Annotated in this window: 20 protein-coding genes and 1 tRNA gene; 4 read left to right on the top strand and 17 right to left on the bottom strand. The window is 59.8% G+C overall.

Annotated elements, in window-relative coordinates; all coding sequences use genetic code 11:
* Positions 1–252 precede the first annotated feature (252 nt).
* From R6258_RS13580 to R6258_RS13565, 4 genes are all read right to left on the bottom strand, one after another.
* A complete protein-coding gene (locus R6258_RS13580) occupies positions 253–987 on the bottom strand; it encodes a metallophosphoesterase (protein ID WP_318451144.1) in 735 nt (244 codons plus the stop codon).
* 131 nt (positions 988–1,118) lie between these two features.
* Entirely contained in the window at positions 1,119–1,565 is a 447-nt protein-coding gene (locus R6258_RS13575; protein ID WP_318451142.1) for a DUF1249 domain-containing protein, read from the bottom strand.
* Positions 1,566–1,568: 3 nt separating this feature from the next.
* Positions 1,569–2,198: an NUDIX domain-containing protein gene (locus R6258_RS13570; RefSeq protein WP_318451140.1), complete on the bottom strand. Its 630-nt coding sequence runs from the start codon at positions 2,196–2,198 to the stop codon at positions 1,569–1,571.
* Positions 2,199–2,334: 136 nt separating this feature from the next.
* On the bottom strand, positions 2,335–2,910 hold the full coding sequence (locus R6258_RS13565) for a hypothetical protein (protein ID WP_318451138.1): 576 nt from the start codon (positions 2,908–2,910) through the stop codon (positions 2,335–2,337).
* A gap of 268 nt (positions 2,911–3,178) precedes the next feature.
* Here R6258_RS13565 and greB point away from each other — a divergent pair, with 268 nt between their 5' ends.
* Positions 3,179–3,718 (top strand): transcription elongation factor GreB, encoded by a 540-nt coding sequence (gene greB / locus R6258_RS13560; protein ID WP_318451136.1) that lies wholly within the window; start codon positions 3,179–3,181, stop codon positions 3,716–3,718.
* A gap of 11 nt (positions 3,719–3,729) precedes the next feature.
* Here greB and R6258_RS13555 read toward each other — a convergent pair whose 3' ends face one another.
* On the bottom strand, positions 3,730–4,743 hold the full coding sequence (locus R6258_RS13555) for a class I SAM-dependent methyltransferase (RefSeq protein ID WP_318451134.1): 1,014 nt from the start codon (positions 4,741–4,743) through the stop codon (positions 3,730–3,732).
* A complete protein-coding gene (locus R6258_RS13550) occupies positions 4,740–5,540 on the bottom strand; it encodes a methyltransferase domain-containing protein (RefSeq protein WP_318451132.1) in 801 nt (266 codons plus the stop codon). The genes R6258_RS13555 and R6258_RS13550 overlap by 4 nt, the downstream gene beginning before the upstream one ends.
* A gap of 148 nt (positions 5,541–5,688) precedes the next feature.
* On the opposite strand from R6258_RS13550, the gene R6258_RS13545 reads away from it, so the two are divergent.
* The gene (locus R6258_RS13545) at positions 5,689–7,773 is read left to right on the top strand and encodes an EAL domain-containing protein (RefSeq protein WP_318451130.1); all 2,085 of its coding nucleotides are present in this window, start codon (positions 5,689–5,691) and stop codon (positions 7,771–7,773) included.
* Positions 7,774–7,879: 106 nt separating this feature from the next.
* A tRNA-Arg gene (locus tag R6258_RS13540) sits at positions 7,880–7,956 on the top strand.
* A 336-nt stretch (positions 7,957–8,292) separates the two neighbouring features.
* On the opposite strand, the gene R6258_RS13535 is transcribed toward R6258_RS13540, so the two are convergent.
* The 11 genes from R6258_RS13535 to R6258_RS13490 form a co-directional block, all read right to left on the bottom strand.
* Positions 8,293–9,192, bottom strand: a complete 900-nt coding sequence (locus R6258_RS13535; protein WP_318451128.1) for a DMT family transporter — start codon at positions 9,190–9,192, stop codon at positions 8,293–8,295.
* Between the two features lie 178 nt (positions 9,193–9,370).
* A complete protein-coding gene (locus R6258_RS13530) occupies positions 9,371–9,937 on the bottom strand; it encodes a helix-turn-helix domain-containing protein (protein ID WP_318451126.1) in 567 nt (188 codons plus the stop codon).
* Positions 9,938–10,450: 513 nt separating this feature from the next.
* Positions 10,451–10,864: a DUF6691 family protein gene (locus R6258_RS13525; RefSeq protein WP_318451124.1), complete on the bottom strand. Its 414-nt coding sequence runs from the start codon at positions 10,862–10,864 to the stop codon at positions 10,451–10,453.
* Positions 10,861–11,253 carry a YeeE/YedE family protein gene (locus R6258_RS13520; protein WP_412176382.1) on the bottom strand — a complete coding sequence of 131 codons (393 nt, stop codon included), beginning with the start codon at positions 11,251–11,253 and terminating at the stop codon, positions 10,861–10,863. The genes R6258_RS13525 and R6258_RS13520 overlap by 4 nt, the downstream gene beginning before the upstream one ends.
* Before the next feature lie 166 nt (positions 11,254–11,419).
* Positions 11,420–12,316, bottom strand: a complete 897-nt coding sequence (locus R6258_RS13515; RefSeq protein ID WP_318451120.1) for an MBL fold metallo-hydrolase — start codon at positions 12,314–12,316, stop codon at positions 11,420–11,422.
* A 210-nt stretch (positions 12,317–12,526) separates the two neighbouring features.
* Positions 12,527–12,721, bottom strand: coding sequence for an MBL fold metallo-hydrolase RNA specificity domain-containing protein (locus tag R6258_RS18900; protein ID WP_412176379.1), 195 nt, complete (start codon positions 12,719–12,721; stop codon positions 12,527–12,529).
* 537 nt (positions 12,722–13,258) lie between these two features.
* Positions 13,259–13,873: a DUF2238 domain-containing protein gene (locus R6258_RS13510; RefSeq protein ID WP_318451118.1), complete on the bottom strand. Its 615-nt coding sequence runs from the start codon at positions 13,871–13,873 to the stop codon at positions 13,259–13,261.
* Positions 13,870–16,617, bottom strand: coding sequence for an HAD-IC family P-type ATPase (locus R6258_RS13505; protein WP_318451116.1), 2,748 nt, complete (start codon positions 16,615–16,617; stop codon positions 13,870–13,872). Before R6258_RS13505 ends, R6258_RS13510 begins: the two co-directional genes overlap by 4 nt.
* A gap of 48 nt (positions 16,618–16,665) precedes the next feature.
* The gene (locus R6258_RS13500) at positions 16,666–19,332 is read right to left on the bottom strand and encodes a bifunctional acetate--CoA ligase family protein/GNAT family N-acetyltransferase (protein WP_318451115.1); all 2,667 of its coding nucleotides are present in this window, start codon (positions 19,330–19,332) and stop codon (positions 16,666–16,668) included.
* Positions 19,333–19,608: 276 nt separating this feature from the next.
* On the bottom strand, positions 19,609–20,601 hold the full coding sequence (locus R6258_RS13495) for a zinc-dependent alcohol dehydrogenase family protein (RefSeq protein ID WP_318451113.1): 993 nt from the start codon (positions 20,599–20,601) through the stop codon (positions 19,609–19,611).
* Between the two features lie 61 nt (positions 20,602–20,662).
* Positions 20,663–21,166, bottom strand: coding sequence for an Hsp20/alpha crystallin family protein (locus R6258_RS13490; RefSeq protein ID WP_318451111.1), 504 nt, complete (start codon positions 21,164–21,166; stop codon positions 20,663–20,665).
* 525 nt (positions 21,167–21,691) lie between these two features.
* On the opposite strand from R6258_RS13490, the gene arcD reads away from it, so the two are divergent.
* On the top strand, positions 21,692–23,119 hold the full coding sequence (gene arcD / locus R6258_RS13485) for an arginine-ornithine antiporter (RefSeq protein ID WP_318451109.1): 1,428 nt from the start codon (positions 21,692–21,694) through the stop codon (positions 23,117–23,119).
* Positions 23,120–23,168: the final 49 nt, after the last annotated feature.

Here is a 23,168-nt window from a genome sequence, read left to right as displayed (position 1 = left end):
GGAACTCGGCGGCCACTTCGCGGATGATGTGGATCGACTCGGCTTCGAGCTGCTTGAGGTGAGTCTGGCGTTCGGGGGAAAGCATCTCGGCTTGCGACCTCTCGTAAGCAATGGGCTCCCGCATCGGCCAGCGTGAAAACGACGCACCAAGCCCGGACGCAGGAAGACGAACGGGGATACGTTACCGAGCGAGTGACGATAACGTCAAAGAATTAAGAAACATTCCTTAATCGCATCAAGGAATATAAAAAGTCAGCTGTCGATGCGCTCTATCCAGGTATTGAGCCCCGACGCATCCAGGTCGACCACGCGCAACCCCGGGCGCGAGGCCTCGTCGATGGCGAACTCCGGCGAGCCGGCGAGAAACTGGTCGGCCGTCGCCGGGCAGCCGTAGATGACGATCTCGCCCTGCATCGAGGCATGGCGCGCGGTGAAGGCCTGGTGGATGTGTCCGAACAGGATCGCCCGCACCTGCGCGTAGGCGGCAAGGGTCTGCCAGAAGGCCTCGCGATCGGTCAGGCCGATGGCATCCATCCACGCCGAGCCCACCTCGACCGGCGGATGATGCAGTGCCAGCAGGGTCGGCCGGTCGTCCTCCTCCAGGGCCAGCGCCAGGGCCTGCAACTGGGCCTGGCCGAGTTCGCCATGGGCCTGGCCATTGACGTGGGAATCGAGCAGCAACAAACGCCACTCGCCCAGGTCGACCTCGTCGAGCAACTCCCGCTCCTCGGCCATGTACTGCGGCCGGTCGTGATTGCCGGGCAGCCAGAACCAGGGACACTCCAGCGCCGAGAACGCCTCGGCGGCGTGGCGATAGGAGGCCGGCGACTCGTCCTGACTGATGTCCCCGGTCACCAGCAGCAGGTCGGGGCGCAGCGAGCGCGCCCGCTCGAGTACCGCGTGGAGCTGGCGATGCGGCACGCCCATTCGCGAACGGGCTGCGGGATCGGCATGCAGGTGGCAATCGGTGACTTGGACCAGCCGCATTCGTACGTTCACTCCATGGCTCGCGAGAGCGTATCGCGCCCTAGGTACGGAATACGCACCGGGCGTTCCGACGAGGGCCAACAACAGGGGAAACCGGCAGCCACGCGACGCTCGCGACCCGCCGAAAGTAACTAGCGCGTCGCCGAAAGGTCGATCGCGCGGCCGTGCGCCAGGCCATGCTCGAGCCATTCGCCGAGAAAACGGTTGAGCTGGAGTTTCTCGTCGGGCTGATGCATTCGCGGGTTGGGATAGCGATAACGCCCGCTGAAGTGGCGCTGGCGCTGGAAGTCGGTGACCTCGGCCATGCGCACGTCGTGATAGAGGTGCACGTTCATGCGCGGCGAATCGATGATGCCGTCGAGCACCCCGGTCTGGGCCACCCGCACGATGGTCGTGTAGGGCGCGCGCTCGGCGACCTCCAGCCACAGCGTACCGAAACAGCCGGCGCCGGCGGTCAGCGGCACCTCGCGCACCTCGCCGGCCTCCAACTCGCCAAGCAGCCGCGTCAGGCGCAGGTAGTTGGCGGTACATTCGCCCTGCAGCGTTTTTAGGTCAGTGACATACGCGGTTCTGGCCACGGCTTATCTCCTTGCTCGCAATGAGGCCCTTTCGCGTGTCAGCCAGAGGAAGGCGATCAGGCACATAGCGTTATCCAGCCGCCCCGCCTCGAGCAACTCCTGGGCGCGGGCGAATGGCAACACATGTACCTGGATGTCTTCGTCCTCCTCCTCCAGGCCATGCACGCCGCCCAGTTCGCGGCTGTCGACGAGCCCGCAGAACAGCGTGACGCGTTCGTCGCTGCCCCCGGGACTGGGATAATAGCTGTACAACTCGATCAGCTCGTCGATGTGACAACCCGCCTCCTCCATGGCTTCACGGCGCGCCACCTCGGCCGGGTCCTCGCCGGCTTCGATCAACCCGGCGACGGGTTCGAGCTTCCAGGGACTGAGCGGATCGTCGAGCGCCCCGGCACGCAGTTGCTCGACGAGGACCACGCTATCGCGCTCGATATCGTAGAGTAGCACGCCCACTGCGTCGCGGCGCACGTGCACCTCGCGGTCGAGCACGCGGCTCCAGCCACCGTGAAACAGGCGATGACGCAGGTGGCGGCGCTCGAGGCTGAAAAAGCCCCGATAGAGCGACTCGGTTTCCAGCTGCTCGACATCGGCACCGGTAAAGCGCGCGACGGCCTGCGAATTGTCGTCGGTCATGGGCTCTCCAATCGGCCGGGGCGTTCTCCGGGCGCGGACACAATGCGCCCCATTATCCCGGGCCGATGGATGGATTCCAAGTCGCGCCTCGATTAAGCCGCCCGTCGCGGACGCAACGGACCGGCCTCGAGCAACGTCAGCCCTGGCGCAACTCGCCCAGCAACCGGCGAATCTCCTCGCGCAGCCCCGCATCGGACGCCTCCCGTCCAGGGCGCCCGGGCGCCGCATCGGCGCGCTGGGCATACTCCAGCGCCGCGGCGTCGCGCCCCTGCTCGTGCAGGAAGTCGGCGTAGAAGTACAGCGTGTCGATGCCCTGCGGACGGATCTCGACGGCTTTCTTGAGCAGTCGCTCGGCCTTCTCCTCGTCGCCGAAGCTGACCGGCCAACCCGGCACCTTGGCGTAAAGCGTGCCCAGGGTGACGTAGGCCGAGCCGTCATCGCCGCGGGGATCGATCTCGATCGCCCTTTCGAGCGCCGCGCGCGCCTGCTTGGCCAGTCCCAGGGCACCCAACCCGCCCTTGGCGCGCGCCTGCGAGGCCAGGATGATGCCCTGCCAGGTCAGCACCCGGGCATCGCCAGCCCGCGCCGTTGCCAGTTGGTCGACATCGCCGGCCAATTGCGCGAAGGCCTTTTCCTGGGCGTCCCCTTGCATGTGGTAGTTGATCTGCGCCCAGCGCTTGATCAGCGGATAGACCGGATCGGGCTGCGCCATGACGCCCCCCGCGATTCCCGACAATATGACGGCCAACACGGCCGCTCCCAACAGACGTTTACACAGCATCGCTCGACTCCTCGACAATCCGCCAGCGGCGGTGACACGAGCCAACCGGCTCGTCGCGCATCCTACTCACCAGCAACATAACGAACGTTTGTATGATTCACTATGCGGTCTTCGTCGAATCCTCGGCACAGCTTGGCCTTCGCGGCCGGGTTGCGTAGGCTGGCCGGATTACCGCAAGCCGCTATGACGACCCGATGCCATGAAAGGCCGCAACATGACGCGCTGGCGCGATCCCGCCAAGGATCCGCGCCAGGAAGCCAAGAGCAACCTGATCACCCCGGAAGGCCACGCCCGCCTCAGCGGCATCCTCGACCACCTGTCGCGGGTGCGCCGTCCCGAGATTTCGGCCAAGGTCGGCGAGGCCGCCGCGCTGGGCGATCGCAGCGAGAACGCCGACTACACCTATAACAAGAAGGAACTCAACCGGGTCATCGCGCGCATCCGCTACCTGGGCAAGCGGCTCGACGAACTGCAGGTCGTCGATCGCCTGCCGGCGGATACCGGTCGGGTGTATTTCGGGGCTTTCGTTACCCTGGAAGACGAAGACGGCGAGGAGCTGGCGATCCGCATCGTTGGTCACGACGAGACCGATACCGCCAAGCGCTGGATCAGCGTCGACGCGCCGCTGGCCCACGCCCTGCTCGGCAAGGCACTCGACGACGAGGTCACGGTCGCCGCGCCGGGCGGCGAGACGAGCTACATCGTCACCGCCATCGACTACCGCGACCCTCAACGCTGAGCGAGCGAGAGTCAGCGGCGTATCGCCCGATAGACCCGAAAGCGCCGGTCGTCGGCGAGAATCGAGAAGCGCCCGAAGGCCGCCTCGAGACGGTCGGGATACGGCAGGAAGGCATTGGCCACCAGCAGCAGGCTACCGCCGCGCTCGAGCCACGCGGGCGCTTCGGCGATCAACCGCGCCACCGGTCCGTAATCGATCGATCGCTCCTGATGAAACGGTGGGTTGCTGACGATCGCCGCGAAGCGTTCCCCATCGGCCAGGCCGTCGTAGACGTCGCTCTGCACCACCGCGCCATTCGGCGTATCGGCCGCCAGGCCGTTGAGAGCCAGCGTGCGCCGGGTCGCCTCCACGGCGAAGGCGCTGACGTCGAGCGCGGTGACCGTAGCGCCGCGTTGCGCCAGGCTCGCGGCGATGACCCCGTCGCCGCAGCCCACATCGAGCACGCGCTCGCCCCGGCGCCCCAGCTCGTGGGGCAGATGCTCGAGCAATAACCGCGTACCGTCGTCGAGCTTGCCGTGGCCGAACACCCCGGGATGGCTGGCCAGCGTAAGTCCGGCCGCCTCGAATTGCTGCCACACCGCATCGGGATCCAGCGCGACCGGCCCGACGCGCGTCTCGAACAGTGTGCAACGGCGCGCGCTGTCGAGCTTGCGGCACCCCAGCCCCAACGCCGCCAGCACCTTGAGCACCCGCTTGATGCCGCCCTGGTTCTCGCCCACCACCTGCAGCGGCGTACCCGCGGGCAACCGGTGACACAGCGCCAGCAGCCACCATTCGCCCAGCGCGTGGGCCTTGGGCCAGAACAGCACGGCTCCGGGCGGCGTGTCGAGCTCGGCGTCCAGCGCGTCATACGCCCTCAAGCCGCCGGCCCGCCACTGTCGGACCAGCGTGAGATCGGCGCTCCACAACGGCCCCGGCGCCTGCGCCGTCAACCAGGAATCGGTCGGCGGTGCCACCCACAGCCAGCCTCGATAGTCGCCGGCTTGGCGCTCGAGCAATTGGCAGACCGGGGTCGTCGCGCTCATTTCACACCTCCGCGGGTTTCATTCGCCGGGACAGGCCGGTCGGGTTTGCGCACGTGGTAGAGCAGGTAGCGCCCCAGCCGCCAGTGCGGGTCGACGTCGCAATAGCGCCGCTCGAGCTCGAACAGCCGGGCCAGCGTCGCGGCGTCCGGGTCGCGCTCGCGCAGGTAATCGTGAAAGACCCGGATACCGGCGACATGCTCGACGACCAAGCCTTCTTCGGCGAGCCAGCCGCTGACCTCGGCATGCGTCAGCGGTGAGATCGGGGTCAAGCGCTGGCGCTGGCCGGTACCCGCCAGCCGATCGTCCAGCGCCTTCTCCAGGTTGCCCTTGACGATGTTCGAGAAGCGCAGCGCGTCGCGGTTGAAGATCATCAGCGAGAGCTGCCCGCCCGGCGCCAGCAGCCGACTCAACGCCGCCAGCGCCTGGCGCGGCTCGGCGAGCCATTCGAATACCGCGTGACAGACGACCAGCGGCCACGGGCCGGGAGCGGCCTCGCCCAGCGCCTGAAGCGGTAACTGCCTGAAATCGATTGGCAGCCCGGCATGCGCCTCGCGCGCCCGCTCGAGCATCTCGCCGGAGGGTTCGGCCAGCGTCACCGGATGGCCGCGCCTCGCCAGCCAGGCGCTCATCTGACCCAATCCGCCGCCGACATCCAGCGCCGGCTGGCCGCACAGCGTCAGGGTGCGGGGCAACAGGTCGTCGAGCAGCGCCAGGCGCAGCTCGCCGCGCGGCTTGCCATACAGGCTATCGGCGAACTTGTCGGCCAGGCCGTCGAATATGCGGTCGTGAGCGCTCACCGTTTGCCTCTTGTCCGAGAAAAGACGCCAGTCTAGCGCCGCCGCCCGCGGGGCTCTACCCACCGGCGAATTCGCGCTCAAGTCTTCGCTGCCACGGCCGATAACCAATCGATTGCCAGAGGATCGCCGGCTGCACAGGAGTATCACCTTGGGCCAATTGCCTCCCCTGCTGGAACCCGTTGTCAAAGTGCTGGAACTGCCCGGCATCGCCATTTCGATCATCGACGGCGAGGCCGCCGATTTTCCGGTGCTGTACGTCAACGCCGGCTTCGAGCAGCTCACCGGCTATTCCCGCCAGGAGGCGCTGGTTCCTGCGCGCAGCGTTTTCGTCACCTGCGACAGCGGAAGCAATATCGAGACCTGGCTGAGCGAGGCGTTGGCCAGCCGCGCGCCGGCGACCCACACGCTGGCGCTGTGTCGTCGCGACGGCGGCCAGCTCTGGGACGAATTGACTCTGTCGGTAACCGAGAGCGCCGATGGGCATCGCTACGTGATCGCTACCCATCGCGACGTCACCGATCAGCGCCGCCAGGGGCTCGCCAAGGCGGTATTCGACAGCACCCACGACGGCATCATCATCACCGACGCCGAGCGGACGATCGTCGACACCAACCCGGCCTTCACCGCACTGACCGGCTACGAGCGCGCCGAGGTAATTGGCAAGAAGCCGCATATCCTGTCATCCGGCAAGCACGACGCCACCTTCTATCAATCGTTGTTCGCCGCGGTGGACAAGCACGGCTTCTGGTCCGGCGACATCTGGAATACCCGCAAGGATGGCAGCCAACTAATCGAGAATTCGACCATTTCGGCCGTGCGCAATGACGCCGGCGAGGTGATCAACTATGTCGGCGTGTTCCGCGACATCACCCAGCAGCGCCTCAACCAGGCGCGCCTCGAGCGAATGGCGATCTACGACCCGTTGACCGGGCTCTACAATCGCGAGCATTTCACCGTGATGCTCGAAAGCCACCTGGCCGGCCTGCAGTTCGTCGAGAGCGGCCTGTCGGTGCTGTTCATGGACCTCGACGACTTCAAGCCGATCAACGACAGCTACGGCCACGCCGCCGGCGACGAGTTGCTGGTCGAGGTCAGCCGGCGACTCAAGCGGCTGATGCGCAGTACCGACATCGTCGCGCGTTTCGGCGGCGACGAGTTCGTCATCGCACTCGGCGGCATGGGCAATAGCGACAAGGCGTTCAAGGTCGGGCAAAAGATCATCGACGACCTGACCCAGCCTTTCCTGCTCACCAACGGCGAGCTGGTCAACGTCTCGGTCTCGATCGGCCTGGCCTTCACCAGCGACTACCGGCAGAGCCCGCCGACCCTGATCGACAGCGCCGACCATGCCATGTACGAGGCCAAACTTGGCGGCAAGAACCGCATCGCCAAGGCGCAACGCTTCATCGAATCGCGCAGCCAGGACGCCTTCCAGCGGATCCGCGACGCCTTCGAGAACGGCGAGCTCGAACTCTACTATCAGCCGATCATCGACCTGGCGAGCAACCAGACGCACAGTTTCGAGGCGCTGGCCCGCTGGCGCCATCCCCAGAAGGGGCTGCTCGGGCCGCAGCATTTCATCGAGGTGATCATGCACTCCTCGCTGAGCCTGCCGTTCGGTCAGTGGCTGGTGCGTGAGGCCGGCTACATGGCCAAGCGCCTCCAGGACGCCGGCCACGCCACCCCGGTCAGCATCAATCTGTCCCAGGATCAGATCGAAACCGGAAGCTTCCTGCGCGCCATCGTCGAGACCCGTGACGCGCTCAAGCTGACGGTGCCCTACCTGACCATCGAGGTGCTGGAATCGAGCCATTTCCACGATCTGGACCTGGCCTGCAGCCAGTTGCTAGAGGCGCGGCTGTTGGGCACTTCGATCGCCCTCGACGACTTCGGCTCCGGCATTTCCTCGATTACCTACGCCAACCACCTGCCGATAGACACGCTCAAGATAGACCGCAGCGCGATCAAGAATCTCGACTCCCGCGAGGACCAGCGGCAATTCGTCGGCGGCATCATCGAAATGGCCCACGCCATGCAGCGCCAGGTGCTGGCCGAGGGCGTGGAGCGCGACAAGCAGCTCGAAAAGCTGCGCGGGCTGGGTTGCGATCTGGCGCAAGGCTTCCTGTTCGGCGAGCCGATGCCGGTGTCGCTGTTGATCGAGCGCTACCTGAGCGCGGACGCACGCCCCGCTTACCCCCTGAAAACCGCCCTTTCCCCCGAGCAGCCCGCCTGAGCGAGAAGGCCTTGGCGGCGCAAAGGTTTATCTCGTGCTGTCAGACGCTTATAATGCGCCTCGTTCGGCGCGTGGACCGATTGCGCTCGGCAAGCCTGCAAGCGAAGCCCCTATAGCTCAGCTGGATAGAGCATCCCCCTCCTAAGGGGAAGGTCTCAGGTTCGAATCCTGATGGGGGCGCCAACAAAATCAACACTTGTCTCGAACGCGGCGCCGAGAAGTAATTATCTTACCGAGCCGACCCAACAAGATGGCTCGATAGAGCCGGACACGTGCGGCATCAACGCTGCACCAAGCCCCACACTCAATTCCCACTCATCCCAAAGGGCCTTAATGCTCTGGCCATTTCATACCATGGCGGTCGCCCAGCACTGCCAGACAATCATCGATGCAGACGATCAAATAGTTCCATCGAGAGGATAACGTCAGTGGCTTGGCTGCGTCACGCCCGCTACCAAGCTTAGTTTAATACATACCGATAATGATAATCTTAATGGCGGGCATCAACTCGAATGCTAATTAGCTAGTGACTCTGCCAGAAGATGGCCGCCCAGAGTTCGAATATACGCTAAGCGCAGTCACTGCAACTAATATCAGCCCCATCCCTAGAATTTGCGGTCCCACCAGGCTTTCATTTAAAGCAACGACGCCGAACAGCGTCGCAGTGACCGGTTCGACCATTGCCACAATTGAGGCCACGGCCGGAGCAGTGTGATTCAGGCCGATAATATAAAGGACGAAAGATAATCCTGCGCCCAGCACACCTAGCACCGCGAACAGCGGCCAATCCTGTGTACCCAGAGCCGCAATCGTCTGGCCGGTATCGCTCGGCCAGATAAGAATAATGGCAAGTACCGCAAACGCTATTGAGAGAATAGCCTGGGGGCTACCGTGCGCCGCCGCATATTTGAAACCGAAAATGAATATCGCATAAGCCAGCCCAGCGAGCAGACCGGCCACTACACCAAGCGCTGTAACACCGCTAGCACCGACGTCGTAGATTTGTGTAAGCAACATGATACCGAGCATTACCACCACAATCGCGGCCCACTTCAGCGGAGTGGGGCTTTCCAGTTTTAGAGCGAAAGACACGAGATACACGAACACCGGTGCGCAGTACATCAACGTAGCCGCAACCGCAACGCTACCGTGCGAAATGCTCAAGAAGTAGAATGAGAAGTTGCCTGCTACGCCGATACCGGCAATGACTGACCAGAACCATAGCCAGCGATTTGCCAGCCCACTACCGTGTGGGCGCAGCATTAGCCAGACGAGGACGCACAGCAGTCCGATCGCGCCCCGGTAGAAAGAAACCACGAACGCGTCCCAGCCATCGGCCATAAGGATTCCGCCAATCCCGCCCGACAAACCCCAAAAAAGAGCCGCCAACGCCACGAAAACCGTACTCGCACCCACCATTTGACCTCGCCTGTTGATGTAGAAATAAAACGGTTGGCGACGGGATCTCAGCACTACCGCGCAAGCCGCTGACCATCTGCCGCCATGAGGGACGGTGTGAAAGCCCTTAAAGCGTTACGCCCCTACCGCCTAGAGGCGTAACGGAAATGGACCCGACCGCCGAGTGCTGCCAAGGGCTTTAGGAGATCCCGCTCCTGGCCGCTGCAAGCAGGGCGTCGGTCACGGCCCGAGTGTCGGCCAGGGCCGCCTGTACGCCAAGCAGAGCCACTGTCGTATTGCTGCCTTCCAATACCACGAAGAGGCGTCGCGCCAGTCCTTCGTGGTGGTCCAGCTCGTCGCTTTTCACTGCGGCCTCGAGGCGTGCCAGCAGGTCGGTCTTGGCCGCCGCCGCCAAGGCATGGATCTCGGTGCCATGCTCGGCGAACTCGCCCATTGCCTTGGCCATGATGCAGCCATGCTGGCTGTAGCGCTCCAACCAGCGGCCATGCGCCTCGACCATGGCCCGTGTCACCTGGCCTGGCGAAGCCGAGGCTGCAGCCGCATCGAGGCTGGCAATGAAACGTTCATGGCGGGCCTTCAGTACCGCCGTTATCAAGGCCTCCTTGGAAGTGAAGTGGTTATAGAGCGTCATGCGTACCACTCCAGCGGCAGCCACGATGCGGTCGACACCAGTGGCATGGAATCCCTGTTCATAAAAAAGTCGCTCGGCTGTGGCGAGCAGCTGGTCGCGCTTGGAGGCTGGCAACGGCGATCGCTCCTATATAGACCGATCTATCTAAATACGAGCCGCCTATAATGTCAAACGAGAGCCGCCTTCGCGAGCAAAAAGAGGGACGGCGCTGCACAACGGGCCGGCCAGCGTGGATGACGGGCGGCCAGTAAGCCTCCTCTTTGTTGCGAACGACACTTTCTACGTGGGCGAGATAGCAGGCAGGGCCCGCCCAAAGCGTCGGTCACCGTTGTCATCGGCGATGCGCCTTCGTACATGACACACTCTTCAATCGGAGGCGGCACGACCCTGCCGATACCCCGGGACAATGCTCAACAGCCGTAGGATTCACTTAGGCCATCCTGGCGCCGCCGGACGATACTCGACTATTTACCGGTCATGACTAGATGCCCGGCGGCCGTGAGCCTGAGAGGGAAAGCACGGAGCATACACAGCGCGAAACGATGAAAGGCAAATTCACTGCCTAGAATGCGGCCACGGGAGCATGTTCGAGGACAGGCAGTCATGATGAGCCGCTGTCTTGCTTGCTCAATGTTCACCTGAGAACATCTTCGCTAGCCACCAGCCCCCCACCATCGCCACTAGCATGGCTACGAGGGGAAAGGTTAACCCGGCGAGAGAGGCGAACGCCGGTCCAGGACAATAGCCGGATAGGCCCCAGCCGATGCCGAACAATGCTGCCCCACTAATCAAGCGTCTATCCACATCACTTCGTGTCGACAATTGGAACATTTCAGCGAACAAGGGGCGAGGGTAACGCAACACCACTCGGTAGCCGATTAATGTCGTAAATACGGCTCCACCCAGCACGAACATTAAGGTCGGGTCCCAATTACCAAATACATCAAGAAAGTTAAGCACCCGAGCCGGATCAGTCATGCCTCCGATCGCTAGGCCCAGCCCAAACAACAACCCCGCGAGATAACCCATCAATGTTTTCATGAGCCTCCCATGAAGACATGACGCACGATAAAGACAGTAACCATTGCTACAGTGAGAAAAACCAATGTCGCGATCAATGAACGAGGCGAGAGCCGCGCTAGGCCGCATACCCCGTGACCGCTAGTACAGCCACTCCCCAGGCTTGTTCCCACACCGACTAGCAACCCTGCAACAAGCATGCGACCGACACCTCCGGCAGGCTGGCCAATCACTTCGCCAGGCGCCCCCGCCACATTGCCCAATCCACCCCACAACATTACAAGCACAATCGGGCCGCTGATTAGGCCTAGTAAAAAGGCAAAGCGCCAGGCGCTATCGCCCTTTGGCCGAGCAGTGACGAGTGTTCCAATAATACCGCTGATGCCTGCTATGCGTCCCAGCGTTGCCATCAGCCATGTGGCGGATAGACCGATGAGAATACCGCCGATCAGCCCATGTACGGCTCCATTCCAGTCCACGTTATCTTCCCCAAGTCATAATCAGGTTGAACCTCAGCCGGTCACCCATACTGGCCGGCTATGCTCGCTATGGATAAGACAATAGAACGCTAGGCCGTCATAATTTATTGATTGGCACCTTAAGGTAGACCTGACCATTGGCTTCTGGCGGCGGCATCTTTCCAGCGCGCATGTTGACCTGTACAGAGGGCAGGATCAGCCGCGGCATGCTGAGGGTGGCATCTCGCTCGGTGCGCATACTGACGAACTCCTCCTCGCTGATGCCCTCGTGCACATGAATGTTGTGGGTCCGCTGTTCCTTCACCGTGGTTGCGTGCCGATACTCCTCTCGCCCCGGTGCCTTGTAGTCATGACACAGGAAGAGCCGGGTCTCGTCCGGCAGCGCCAATACCTTTTGTATGGAGCGGTAGAGCGTCCGCGCATCACCACCGGGGAAATCGCAGCGGGCGGTGCCATAGTCGGGCATGAACAGCGTGTCACCAACGAAAGCGGCATCGCCGATCAGATACGTCAGGCAGGCTGGTGTGTGCCCCGGGGTATGCAGGACCTGACCTTCCAAGCTGCCAATAGAGAAGCTGTCACCCTCTTCAAATAACTGATCGAACTGGCTCCCGTCACGAGCGAAGTCGCTACCGGCATTAAAAACTTTACCAAACATAGCCTGGACATCGACGATCTTCGCGCCGATGCCGGTCCTGCCGCCTAACGTTTCATACAGGTAAGGGGCCGCAGAAAGATGATCAGCGTGAACGTGTGTTTCGAGGATCCACTTCACCTCAAGGCCTTGTCCGCGTACGAAGCCGACTATCTCATCCGCGGAGCGAACATCGGTGCGTCCGGCGGCATAATCGAAATCGAGCACCGAGTCGAGAATGGCGCAGGCCCTACTTTCGGGGTCCTGGACCACATAGCTGAAGGTATTGGTCGGCTCGTCAAAAAAAGGGGTAACGACTGGGTGACCCGCAAGGGCATGCGTTGTGTACTGTGTGGGCATGACGTTAATCTCCCCCGAGCCAAGAGACCGCGCATTGCGCATCGAAGATGCACGGCAACAAATGACCATTTGATATATGCTAATAACTTTATTTGGATACCCAAAGAATAGCCCAATGCGTCAACATTTAGATGCGTCATAGAGTCGCATCTGCTTGGTGTCGTAAAAGTCTTGACCTATTTGGCTAAAACACAATACTGCTCTTGCCTGTCACAAATCGATTCGTTGGCCATATGACGGAATCTCGGCCTCAATACCATTTTTGGCCAAGGCGGCCTTGAGCGCCTGCTGGGCTCCCGCCTCGCCGTGTACGAGGTAGAAGCGTGGGCGATTACGGAAGGTCCCGGCCCAGCCGATCAACTGGCTCTGCCCGGCATGGGCGGAAAACCCGCCAAGGGTATGCACCTTAGCTTTGACGGTGAGTTCATGGCCGAGTACTCGAACTTTCGCGGCTCCATCGACGAGCTGACGCCCTAGGGTGCCAGCTGCCTAAAACCCACCAATAACCAGCCGCGTACGGGATTTCTCCAAATTATAGCGGACGTGATGAAAAATGCGCCGCCGTTACAAATGCTGGCACCGGCGATAATGATTGCCCCGCCATGGATCCGCTTAATAAGCATTGACTCTTCAATTGTACGAGTCATGCACAGGATTGGTAAATACCGACTGGCACCATGGGACTGTCGAGGAAACATTCACCTCACCCTGAAAAGCCAGAGTCGACATAAGTGACGCGCACTCCTTAACAGCTGATGAGCTGCTAATAACAGAAAAAAGAGCAGATATGCATGGAGCTTGCCCTGCTAGCGCCATATCCGGCAGGCATTATCCAAGCAAATGATTACGCAGTTTATTTATTTAGTATTTTTCGGCGATTGGGACATCCCTTCACATCAGCTTTACTTATGATAAGGGTAACGACACTGGCCACAAGCGCCCCTAGAAGCGCCAACAGCATATCCTTCTGTGCGTCCCATATATCCCCTGCACTCCTAGGTATGCTTGATCCAGCTCACCTCCAAAAACTTCAGCTGCAAACCATTCGATAAGTTCATAAAGCGCTGCATGAGACATGATAATCGATACCGGGATGAGCCGAAGCAGTAAAGAGTCGAGGCAAAAAAGCCTTGCCATGAGCTCTGCCACAAGTGGAAGAGCAAGTAACCCATAAAGGAAATGTACACATCGATCATACTGGTTACGTTCGAAGCCAAGTTCATGATCCAGGGAAAAACCGAAAATGGCTTGCCACCATTGGTCGTATGGCACTTCGGAATAGGTGTAGTGGGCGCCGACTTCATGAAAAGTAAGAAAGAGGAAAATACTACTCCATGCGAGGCGTGACACACTTCCTCGGTACCAAACCCAGGCCAGCACAGGGATTGCCGTAAATACCAGCATATTCTCAAGCAACCAGTCGGATCGATAACGAGGCGCAACTGCCAGCCATGTCCAGAAAGCCACGAAGCCGATGAACAAACAAGGTGGATACCAGTCAAGCGTCAGGATCCGGTACCTTGCGCGTCTCCACCAGCTCACAAGGACGATTCTCATGCGCAACGGCTTAACCAACTGACTCGCTGTATTAGCATTTTCTCGCCTTCCAATACGATCAAGAGACCCACACCGATAGCGATGACCATTATTCCGTCCGTGATGCCCAACGGACGGGTATCAAATAAAACATTCATGACCGGCAGGTAAGTGAATGCGAATTGAGCCAGGACAACCACTGCAACAGCTATCAGTACGGCGGGGGTCCCCAACACGCCGCGCCAGTTGAACGAAGTCATGTGCAGGTAGCGCACGTTGAAGAGATAGAAGACTTCCAGTACCACGATCACATTGACCACTAGCGTGCGGGCCATGGCCAACTCGTCTCCTCGCCCCAGCGAGTAAAAGAAAACGCCCAACGCCACAGCCAGGAACAACAGTGACACGAGCATGACGCGCCAGATTAAAAAAGGGGTAAGCAACCCCTGCGCAGCAGGTCTGGGCTGACGCTGCATGACATTGGGCTCGGCGGGCTCGAATGCCAGGGCCAGGCCGAGCGTGGCTGCCGTGACGAGATTGATCCACAGAATCTGAACCGCTGACATCGGCATGGCGAAGTTAAACAGGATCGCGGCAACGACGGCCAATACCTCGCCACCATTGGTCGGCAGTGTCCACGCCGCCACCTTGCGGATATTGTCGTAGACCACCCGGCCTTCATTCACGGCGGCGACAATGGAGGCAAAGTTGTCGTCGAGCAGGACCATCTGGGACGCCTCCTTCGCCGTGTCGGTGCCCTTGTGCCCCATGCCGACCCCGACATCCGCCTGCTTCAACGACGGCGCATCATTGACGCCGTCTCCGGTCATCGCGACGATGGCGCCGGTCGCTTGCAGCGCCTGGACGATGCGCAGCTTATGTTCGGGGCTGGTCCGGGCAAAGACGCTAGTCTCAGCGACGATAGCGGGCAGGTCGCTCTCCGAAATGTCATCGAGATCACGTCCGGTGAGTACGCGAGGATTATCGCCGAGGCCCAACAGACGGGCGATGGCCGCCGCAGTCGCCGCGTGATCGCCGGTGATCATCTTCACCGCAATCCCGGCGGAGCGACACTCGGCGATGGCGGCCACGACCTCCTCACGCGGCGGATCGATGAACCCCACCAAGCCGATGAAGGCCATTCCCTCTTCAAGATCGGGGAAATCTACGTGGTCAGTGTCAGGTTGCACCGACTTGTCGGCGAAGCCAAGTACACGCTCGCCCTGGGAGGCCGCTTCCGCGATCAGTGCGGTCCAGGCGTTCCGATCCAGCGGCACAGTCCCCTCACCCTCCGTCTGGACAGTGCATAGCTGTAGCAGTTCGTCGGGCGCGCCCTTGACGAAGATTCGACGTGCGCCCGAGGCATTACGGTTGAGCGTGGCCATGAAGCGATGCTTGGCATCGAATGGAATCTCATCAAGGCGTGACCACTCCTGGCGTACACGCTCGTGCTCCACCCCAGACTTGATCGCCAACGCCACCAGTGCCCCCTCCATCGGATCGCCGATGACATGCCAATCTCCACCAGTCTGGCTCAACTGGGCATCATTGCAGAGCAACCCCACCCTAATCAGCCTGTCACTGTCCGCCAGCCGCTGAACCACCTCGGCGTTATTCGCCGATTCGATTTCCAGCCGCCCTTCCGGCACATAGCCCGAACCGGTCACCCAGATTCGGCCACTGGGCACGGCCAGGCGTCGCGCTGTCATCTCGTTGCGGGTCAGCGTACCGGTCTTATCGGAGCAGATAACAGAGGTAGCCCCGAGTGTTTCCACAGCGGGTAGCTGCCGGATTGCGGCGTTACGCCGTGCCATGCGCTGCACACCGATGGCCAGCGTGATGGTAATGACCGCCGGCAGGCCTTCCGGGATGGCCCCCACGGCCAACGCCACCACCGCGATCAGGGCCTCCGGCCAGGCATAGCCGCGCACCAGCACCGCAAAGACGAACAAAACGACCGCCGCGGCCAGCGTAATCCAGGTGAACTGCATACCGAAACGATTGATCTGGCGCAGCAGCGGCGTGGTCAATGGCTGGACCTCGCGCAGCAAAGTATTGATTCGCCCGATCTCGGTATCGCTGCCGGTGGCAACGACCACCCCTGTAGCCTGACCGCTGGCAACCAGAGTACCCGAGTACGCCATGCAGTGACGGTCGCCGAGCGCCGCCTCCTTAGGCGCCGGAGTCTCGCGCTTTTCTGCAGCCAACGACTCGCCGGTCAGGATGGCTTCCTCGATCCGCAATGAACTGGCCCGGATGAGGCGCAGATCAGCGGGCACCCGATCCCCTGCCTCCAGCGATACGATGTCACCCGGAACGATCTCATCGACTGGCACCTTAACGCGTCGGCCCTCTCTTACCAGATGGGCATGCGGAGCGATCAGGTTACGGATCGCATTGAGCGCCTTTTCCGCCTTACCCTCCTGAACAAAACCGACCACGGCGTTGACCAGCACCACGATAACGATGACCGATGCATCGACGTAATGCCCCAGCAACAATGCCGCGACCGCCGCCGACAGCAGAAAATAGATCAGCGCGTTATGAAATTGGGCGAGCAAGCGAAACAGTGGATGGCGGCCAGCCACCGCCGGCAACTGGTTGAGCCCGTATATAGCTTGGCGACTAATCGCTTCGTTCTTCGTCAGCCCGGCAGGCGATGTTCCCAAGGTCGCAAGAATCTCGTCGACATGCTTGGCATGGGCATCGCCATGTACGGATGCTGTCGCGGTATCAGCCGGGCGCACGGCAGAGGCTGTCTCCATGCCTACTCCAAAGGTAATCGATACATTGAGCGCAATGGCGTTCTGCCATCAGAGGTCCAGAGTGACCGTTACGATCTCCATCTCGTCTGCAGCAGGTTGGATCGAAAACCCTAGCTCCGCCGCCATCTGACGCATGGCATGGTTTTCTCGCAGTACATCGGCAAATACCTGACGTATGCCGGTAGCACGGGCATAGTCAAGAATCTGCTCCATGAGACGGTAACCGAGTCCGGTTCCCTTCATGTCACTACGCACCATGATCGCGAACTCGGCTTTCTCCTTGTCGGGGTCGGCAGACAGGCGGACAACACCGAAGATTTCCTGCTTGTCTAGCGGCATCGCGACGAAGGCCATTTCGCGGTCATAGTCGATCTGGGTCAAGCGAGCCGCGAAAGCATGATCGAAGCTCCTGATCGCCGCAAAGAAGCGCAGCCGTACATCGTCGGGGGAAGAATGGCGAAGCATTTCGACCAGTGCACCTTCATCTTCTGGGCGAATCGGGCGCACGAAATAGCGCTGCGCATTGCTTGTCTCGATGATCTGCTCGAGCTGCTGAGGGTAAGGACGAATGGCAAATGGTTTCCGCTGGCCACGGTCGGCCCTGATCGCAATACGTGCGTCCAGGGCGATCACCCCGGCAGCGTCGGCAAGTAGTGGATTGATATCGAGTTCAGTCACACGCTCCAGATCGCCGATCAGTTGGGACAACTTGATCAGCGTGAGCGTGACCGATTCGAGATCGGCCGCCGGACGATCCCGATAGCCGTGCAGCAGGCGAGAAATGCGGGTCGACTGGATCATTTCCTGCGCCAGGAGGGGATTGAGCGGTGGGAGGCCAACGACACGGTCGCCGATGACCTCGACCGCCGTACCACCCTGTCCGAACAGAATGACCGGCCCGAAGACACTGTCTTCAGCGATGCCCAGAATCAATTCGTGCGCGGCGGGACGATGAATCATCGGCTGCACGTTGAAGCCATCGACGCGAGCTCCAGGCGCGGCCCGGCGAACCGTGGCGAGCATATCCTCGGCCGCCTTGGCCACGGCACCACACGAAGCTAGATTCAGCTGCACACCTCCCACATCTGACTTGTGAGAGATATCACGCGACAGGATCTTCAACACGACCGGAAACCCCAACTGCAATGCCGCCTCGCTGGCTTCCTCGGGCGTGCGGGCCACGATGGCCTGCACCGTCGGGATATCGTAGGCCGCCAGAACTCCGGCCGCTTCCGTCTCGGTCAGGATGCTGCGACCATCCTCGAGTACGCTATCGATGATAGCGTTCGCCCCGACTCGATCGATATTGATGGCATCGGAGATGGCCGGTGGCGTCTCCATCAGGGCCTGCTGGTTTCGCCAGTAGCTGGACAGATGCCAAAAGGCCCGAATGGCCTGCTCGGGCGTTTCGTAAGACGGTATCCGCTTCGCGGCAAACAGGCGACGTGCCTCGGCGGGTGCCCCGTCACCCAGCCAGCAGGTCAGCACGGCCGGCCGCCGCGATCCGACCGTCTCGACCACGGTTTGGGCAGCTTCGAGACTATCCGCGACCGCTGCGGGACAGTTCATTATGAAGACCGCATCCGCTCCGCGCTCGGCGAGCAGAGCCTCGAGCGCGTCCGCATAGCGCCGGCCCCGCGCATCGCCGAGAATATCGACGGGATTGGCATGCGACCAAGCCTTGGGGAGTACGCCATTGAGGCGCGCCAGCGTCGCCTCGGACAGCTCAGCCAGGCGACCGTGCACGTCAGCCAGCTCGTCGACCGCCAGCACCCCGAGCCCCCCACCATTGGTAAGAATGGCCAGCCGGTCGCCCTTCACCCGAATGCCGGTGGCCAGCGTGCCCGCAGCCTGGAACAGCTCGTCGAGGGTGCCGACCCGCAGCATGCCTGCGCGCCGGAACGCGGCGTCATAGACGACATCGGAACCGGCCAGCGCGCCGGTATGTGACAGCGCCGCCTTGGCGCCGGCATCGCTGCGTCCGGCCTTGACCACCACCACAGGCGTATTGCGCGAGGCCATGCGGGCCGCCGACAGGAACTTGCGGGCCTCGGTAACAGCTTCCATGTAAAGTAGAATGGAGCGCGTCTTGGGGTCCAGGGCCAGGTAGTCGAGCATGTCGCCGAAATCGACATCGCTCATCGCACCCAGAGAGACCACATGTGAAAAGCCGATGCCTCGTGCCGAGGCCCAGTCGAGGATCGATGTTGCCACCGCGCCCGACTGGGTCACGAAGGCCACGTCGCCCTCAAGTGGCGTGAGATGCGCGAAACTGGCGTTGATCCCCCGGTGCGGCACCATTATGCCCAGGCAGTTGGGCCCGACGATGCGCATCAAGTAGGGCCGGGCCGCCTCCAGCATCGCCTGTTTGAGCGCCTTGCCATCCGCGCGTTCCCCCTCACCAAAGCCTGCCGTAATCACCACTGCCGCGCGGCAGCCCCGCTCACCAAGTTCATGGATGAGTTCCGGCACGGTGTCGGGCGGTGTCGCTATGACGGCCAGATCGGGAGCTAGCGGCAGTTCGCTGACGGAGTGGTAATTGAGGGTTGAGCGGATCGCGCGTTCGTGGGGATTCACAGTCATAATGGGTCCCACAAACCCGACTCCAAAGAGATTGCGCGCCAGCACGGCGCCCACTGAACCGGGCCGGTTACTGGCACCGACAAGAGCGATTGCGGTCGGGGCAAATAATGCGCCAAGATTGCGAATCGACATTGATCCTCTCCGATCGAGGTCCCCTCTGTGCGCCGGTTCATCGCGTACGTGCTTGAGACTAGCACGGCCTCTAAACACGAGGTGACGGAGGAATCATTGTAAGGTAGTTCTGATGTCTTTGGAGAAATAACCCACATTAAAAAGTTGACCTGAAACAATACTGGCTCAGATCTTCTGATGTTTTCATGGGGCCATGTCGTTGCTAATTTTTATTCGCACGGCAATTTTAATTTTTGGCTAGCTTTCACCTCGAATGCAGTTAGTTAGCCATAGCTATTAATTCCCGTTCATCGTCAACACAGCAGCACCGGTCAGCTTACCTTCCCTAAGATGTAGAAGAGCATCATTAGCGGCATGCAGTGGATAACATTCTACCTTGGTCCGGACCGCCGCTTTGGAAGCCAGTTTCAGAAATTCATCGCCATCTTTGCGAGTCAGGTTAGCAACAGAACGCAACTGGCGCTCGCCCCATAGCAACGCATAGGGGAAGGAAGGGATATCACTCATATGAATGCCGCCGCAGACTACCACACCGCCTTTGCGCACTGCCCGCAATGCCGCGGGCACAAGCTCACCGATAGGTGCAAAGATAATAGCCGCATCTAGTAGCACATCGGGAAGTTGATCGGAGTTACCCACCCAGGTCGCCCCCATGTGATGAGCAAACAGTTGCGCAGGATCATCTCCCGAACGAGTAAAGGCGTACAGCTCGATACCCTGCCATCGTGCGATTTGGGCTATGATATGGGCCGCAGCGCCAAAGCCGAAGATACCTAGGCGCTGCAGGTCGTCGCCACACATACTTAAAGATCGGTAACCAATCAGGCCAGCGCACATCAATGGTGCTGCTTCTGCTGCACTGTAGTCGGGGCTGATAGAAAAGCAGAACCGATGGTCTACCAAGGTATATTCGGCAAAGCCTCCATCGATCTGGTAACCGGTAAAACGGGCCCGATCACAAAGGTTTTCCTGCCCATTCATGCAATAACGGCAATGTCCACAGCTGTATCCCAGCCATGGGACGCCCAAGCGCATGCCATGCTGTAGCGTAACTCCAGAACCACAACTGACAACGCGACCAATGATCTCGTGGCCGGGAATAATGGGATAATGGATATCTGGCAGCTCTCCATCCAACAAATGCAGGTCAGTGCGGCATACGGCACAGGCTTCCACCTTAAGCAATACCTGCCCTTGGCCAGGAGTGGGAATTGGCCGGTCTCGCTCCTGAAGATATCCGTCCCGTTTCTCAAGTACCATAGCCTTCATGTAGATACCTGGTCATATAAAAGGTGGCGTCGGTTAAACTATTATCACCGACGCCATCGGCTTATTTAACTTCTACTTTACGACGCACATCCTGCTTGACTTTAGGCAAAGTGATCGTAAGTATACCGTCCTTAAATGTAGCTTCAGCGTGATGCTCATCCACATCAACCGGCAAGGCGATGGTTCTAGCGAAAGCCCCTTGCCACATCTCCGAATGGTAATATTTTTCCTTTTCTTCTTTCGCTTCACCTGAACGATGCCCTTTGATCATCAATGAGTGGTCGGTAATCTCGATATCAATTTCCTTGCGATCTACACCAGGCATTTCTGCGCGAACGATGATTTCTTTGTCGCGATCGACAATATCAACCTTGGGATTATGCTGGCCGAAAAATCCTAGGCGCTCCTTTATAAGATCATCCTTGAAGAAGGGCTTCATCCAGCTGCGTTCAAAAAATCCTTCAAGCCTGCGATCAAACTCTTCCAAGGGACTCAAGGACTGGTTAGTCGGTTCTGAGGAGGGCTCTTGGCTAGTTTGTAAAGGCTGGTTGGCGGTCTTGTCCACGGCAGTGCTCCTGTCTCCGCGCATTCGCGAGAACTAATAATATGAGTACATTACGAAACAGGCATCCCGTTATCGAAATGCAGCCTCGATATGAATAGTTATAGCGCCACCACTTGTTGACAAGCTTACTCAAGTAGGTCAAAAGTATGAATTATTAAGAAATTTGATTTAGAGCAAATAATTGATACCGACACTCTCTCGTAATCTATGGCGCTGTTGCTAATTATTGACTGATGAATGGTGATGGCGGCTCGCTCTCATTCAAGACGCCATGCCGCTGCCCCTCGATCCGAAGTCATCGCCCAGCCTCGGCTTCTAGTTAGTGGTTGCCGTTTATTTCAGCAAACTTGATTTAGCGCAAGTTTTATTAGCATTCAATCGCCTATGATGCAGCGTGCAATACCAGTCAAGCTACATTAGTACCCATAAGGTCACCCCTAACTGGATAATTAAACACGCATCCGATAGCCAGGCATGACTACCAAGCAAGTTGCATAAACAGCCAATTTTCCCCAGAGACAAATAATGACGCAGGCTACACAGAAACTGAAACTCGGGGCCCTTATCGCGCTGGTCGTCGGCTCGATGATCGGCGGGGGGATTTTCTCATTGCCACAAAACATGGCCGCAAGTGCCAGCGCCGGCGCGGTACTGATCGGTTGGGCAATAACCGCGATAGGCATGCTGACTCTGGCCTTCGTCTTCCAGACCCTGGCCAACCGCAAGCCTGACCTGGATTCGGGTATTTATGCCTATGCCAAAGCTGGCTTCGGCGACTACATGGGATTCTCGTCCGCCTGGGGCTATTGGATCAGTGCCTGGCTCGGCAACGTCAGTTATTTCGTCCTTTTATTCAGCACCTTGGGTTATTTCTTTCCCGTCTTTGGCGAAGGCAACACACCTGTGGCCATTGCGTGTTCCTCGCTTCTACTGTGGGGCATTCATTTCCTGATACTGAACGGGATCAAGGAAGCCGCCTTCATCAACCTCGTCACGACGGTAGCGAAAGTCGTGCCACTGATCCTTTTCATTATCATTACGCTATTTGCGTTCGATGCCGGTATTTTCCGGACCGACTTCTGGGGTCAAGGGAGTCTAGAGCTTGGCAGCGTTATGGATCAGGTCCGGAACATGATGCTGGTCACTGTCTGGGTATTCATAGGTATCGAAGGTGCCAGCATCTATTCGGCGCGGGCCGAGAAGCGCAGTGATGTGGGCAAGGCCACGGTGGTCGGTTTCCTGGGCGTGCTGCTTTTGCTGGTACTGGTGAACATTCTTTCCTTGGGCATCATGCAACAACCGGAGCTGGCAAACCTACAGAACCCCTCGATGGCTGGCGTGCTGGAGCGGGTCGTGGGGCGCTGGGGGTCCATCCTGATCAGCCTCGGCCTGGTGGTATCTCTGGCGGGAGGCCTGCTGGCCTGGACACTGCTGTGCGCGGAGATCCTGTTCGCCGGTGCGCGCGACCATACCATGCCGAATTTCCTGAAGAAGGAAAATCGCAAGCAGGTACCCAGCAATGCCCTGTGGGTCTCGAACGGACTGATTCAGCTTTTCCTCATACTCACCCTATTCAACGAGTCCACGTATCTAAGCCTATTCTACCTGGCCACCTCGATGATTCTGCTGCCCTACTTCTGGTCGGCGGCGTATGCCCTGCTGGTAAGCTGGAAAGGTGAAACCTACGAATCTCAAAGACGACAACGGAACAAGGACCTGTTCATCGCACTGGTCGCCGTCATCTATAGTGCCTGGCTGGTCTACGCGGGGGGTGTTCAGTACATCCTGCTTTCAGCGCTACTTTATGCACCTGGTGCGCTGTTTTTTGCCAAGGCCAAGCGTGAGCAGAACCAGCCCGTGTTTCGCCCTGTAGAAAAGTTAATCTTCGCTTTCGTCCTGATCGGTGCCAGCCTTTCCGCCTACGGCTTGTACACCGGTTATCTGTCGCTCTGAACTTGGAGTCCCGCCAATTACAGAGCCGGCATTCCGGCCTTGCCCTTAG

The sequence above is a fragment of the Halomonas sp. HP20-15 genome (genome assembly GCF_033446685.1).
GTDB lineage: Bacteria > Pseudomonadota > Gammaproteobacteria > Pseudomonadales > Halomonadaceae > Modicisalibacter.
This window is presented reverse-complemented; position numbering and strand designations above follow the sequence as displayed.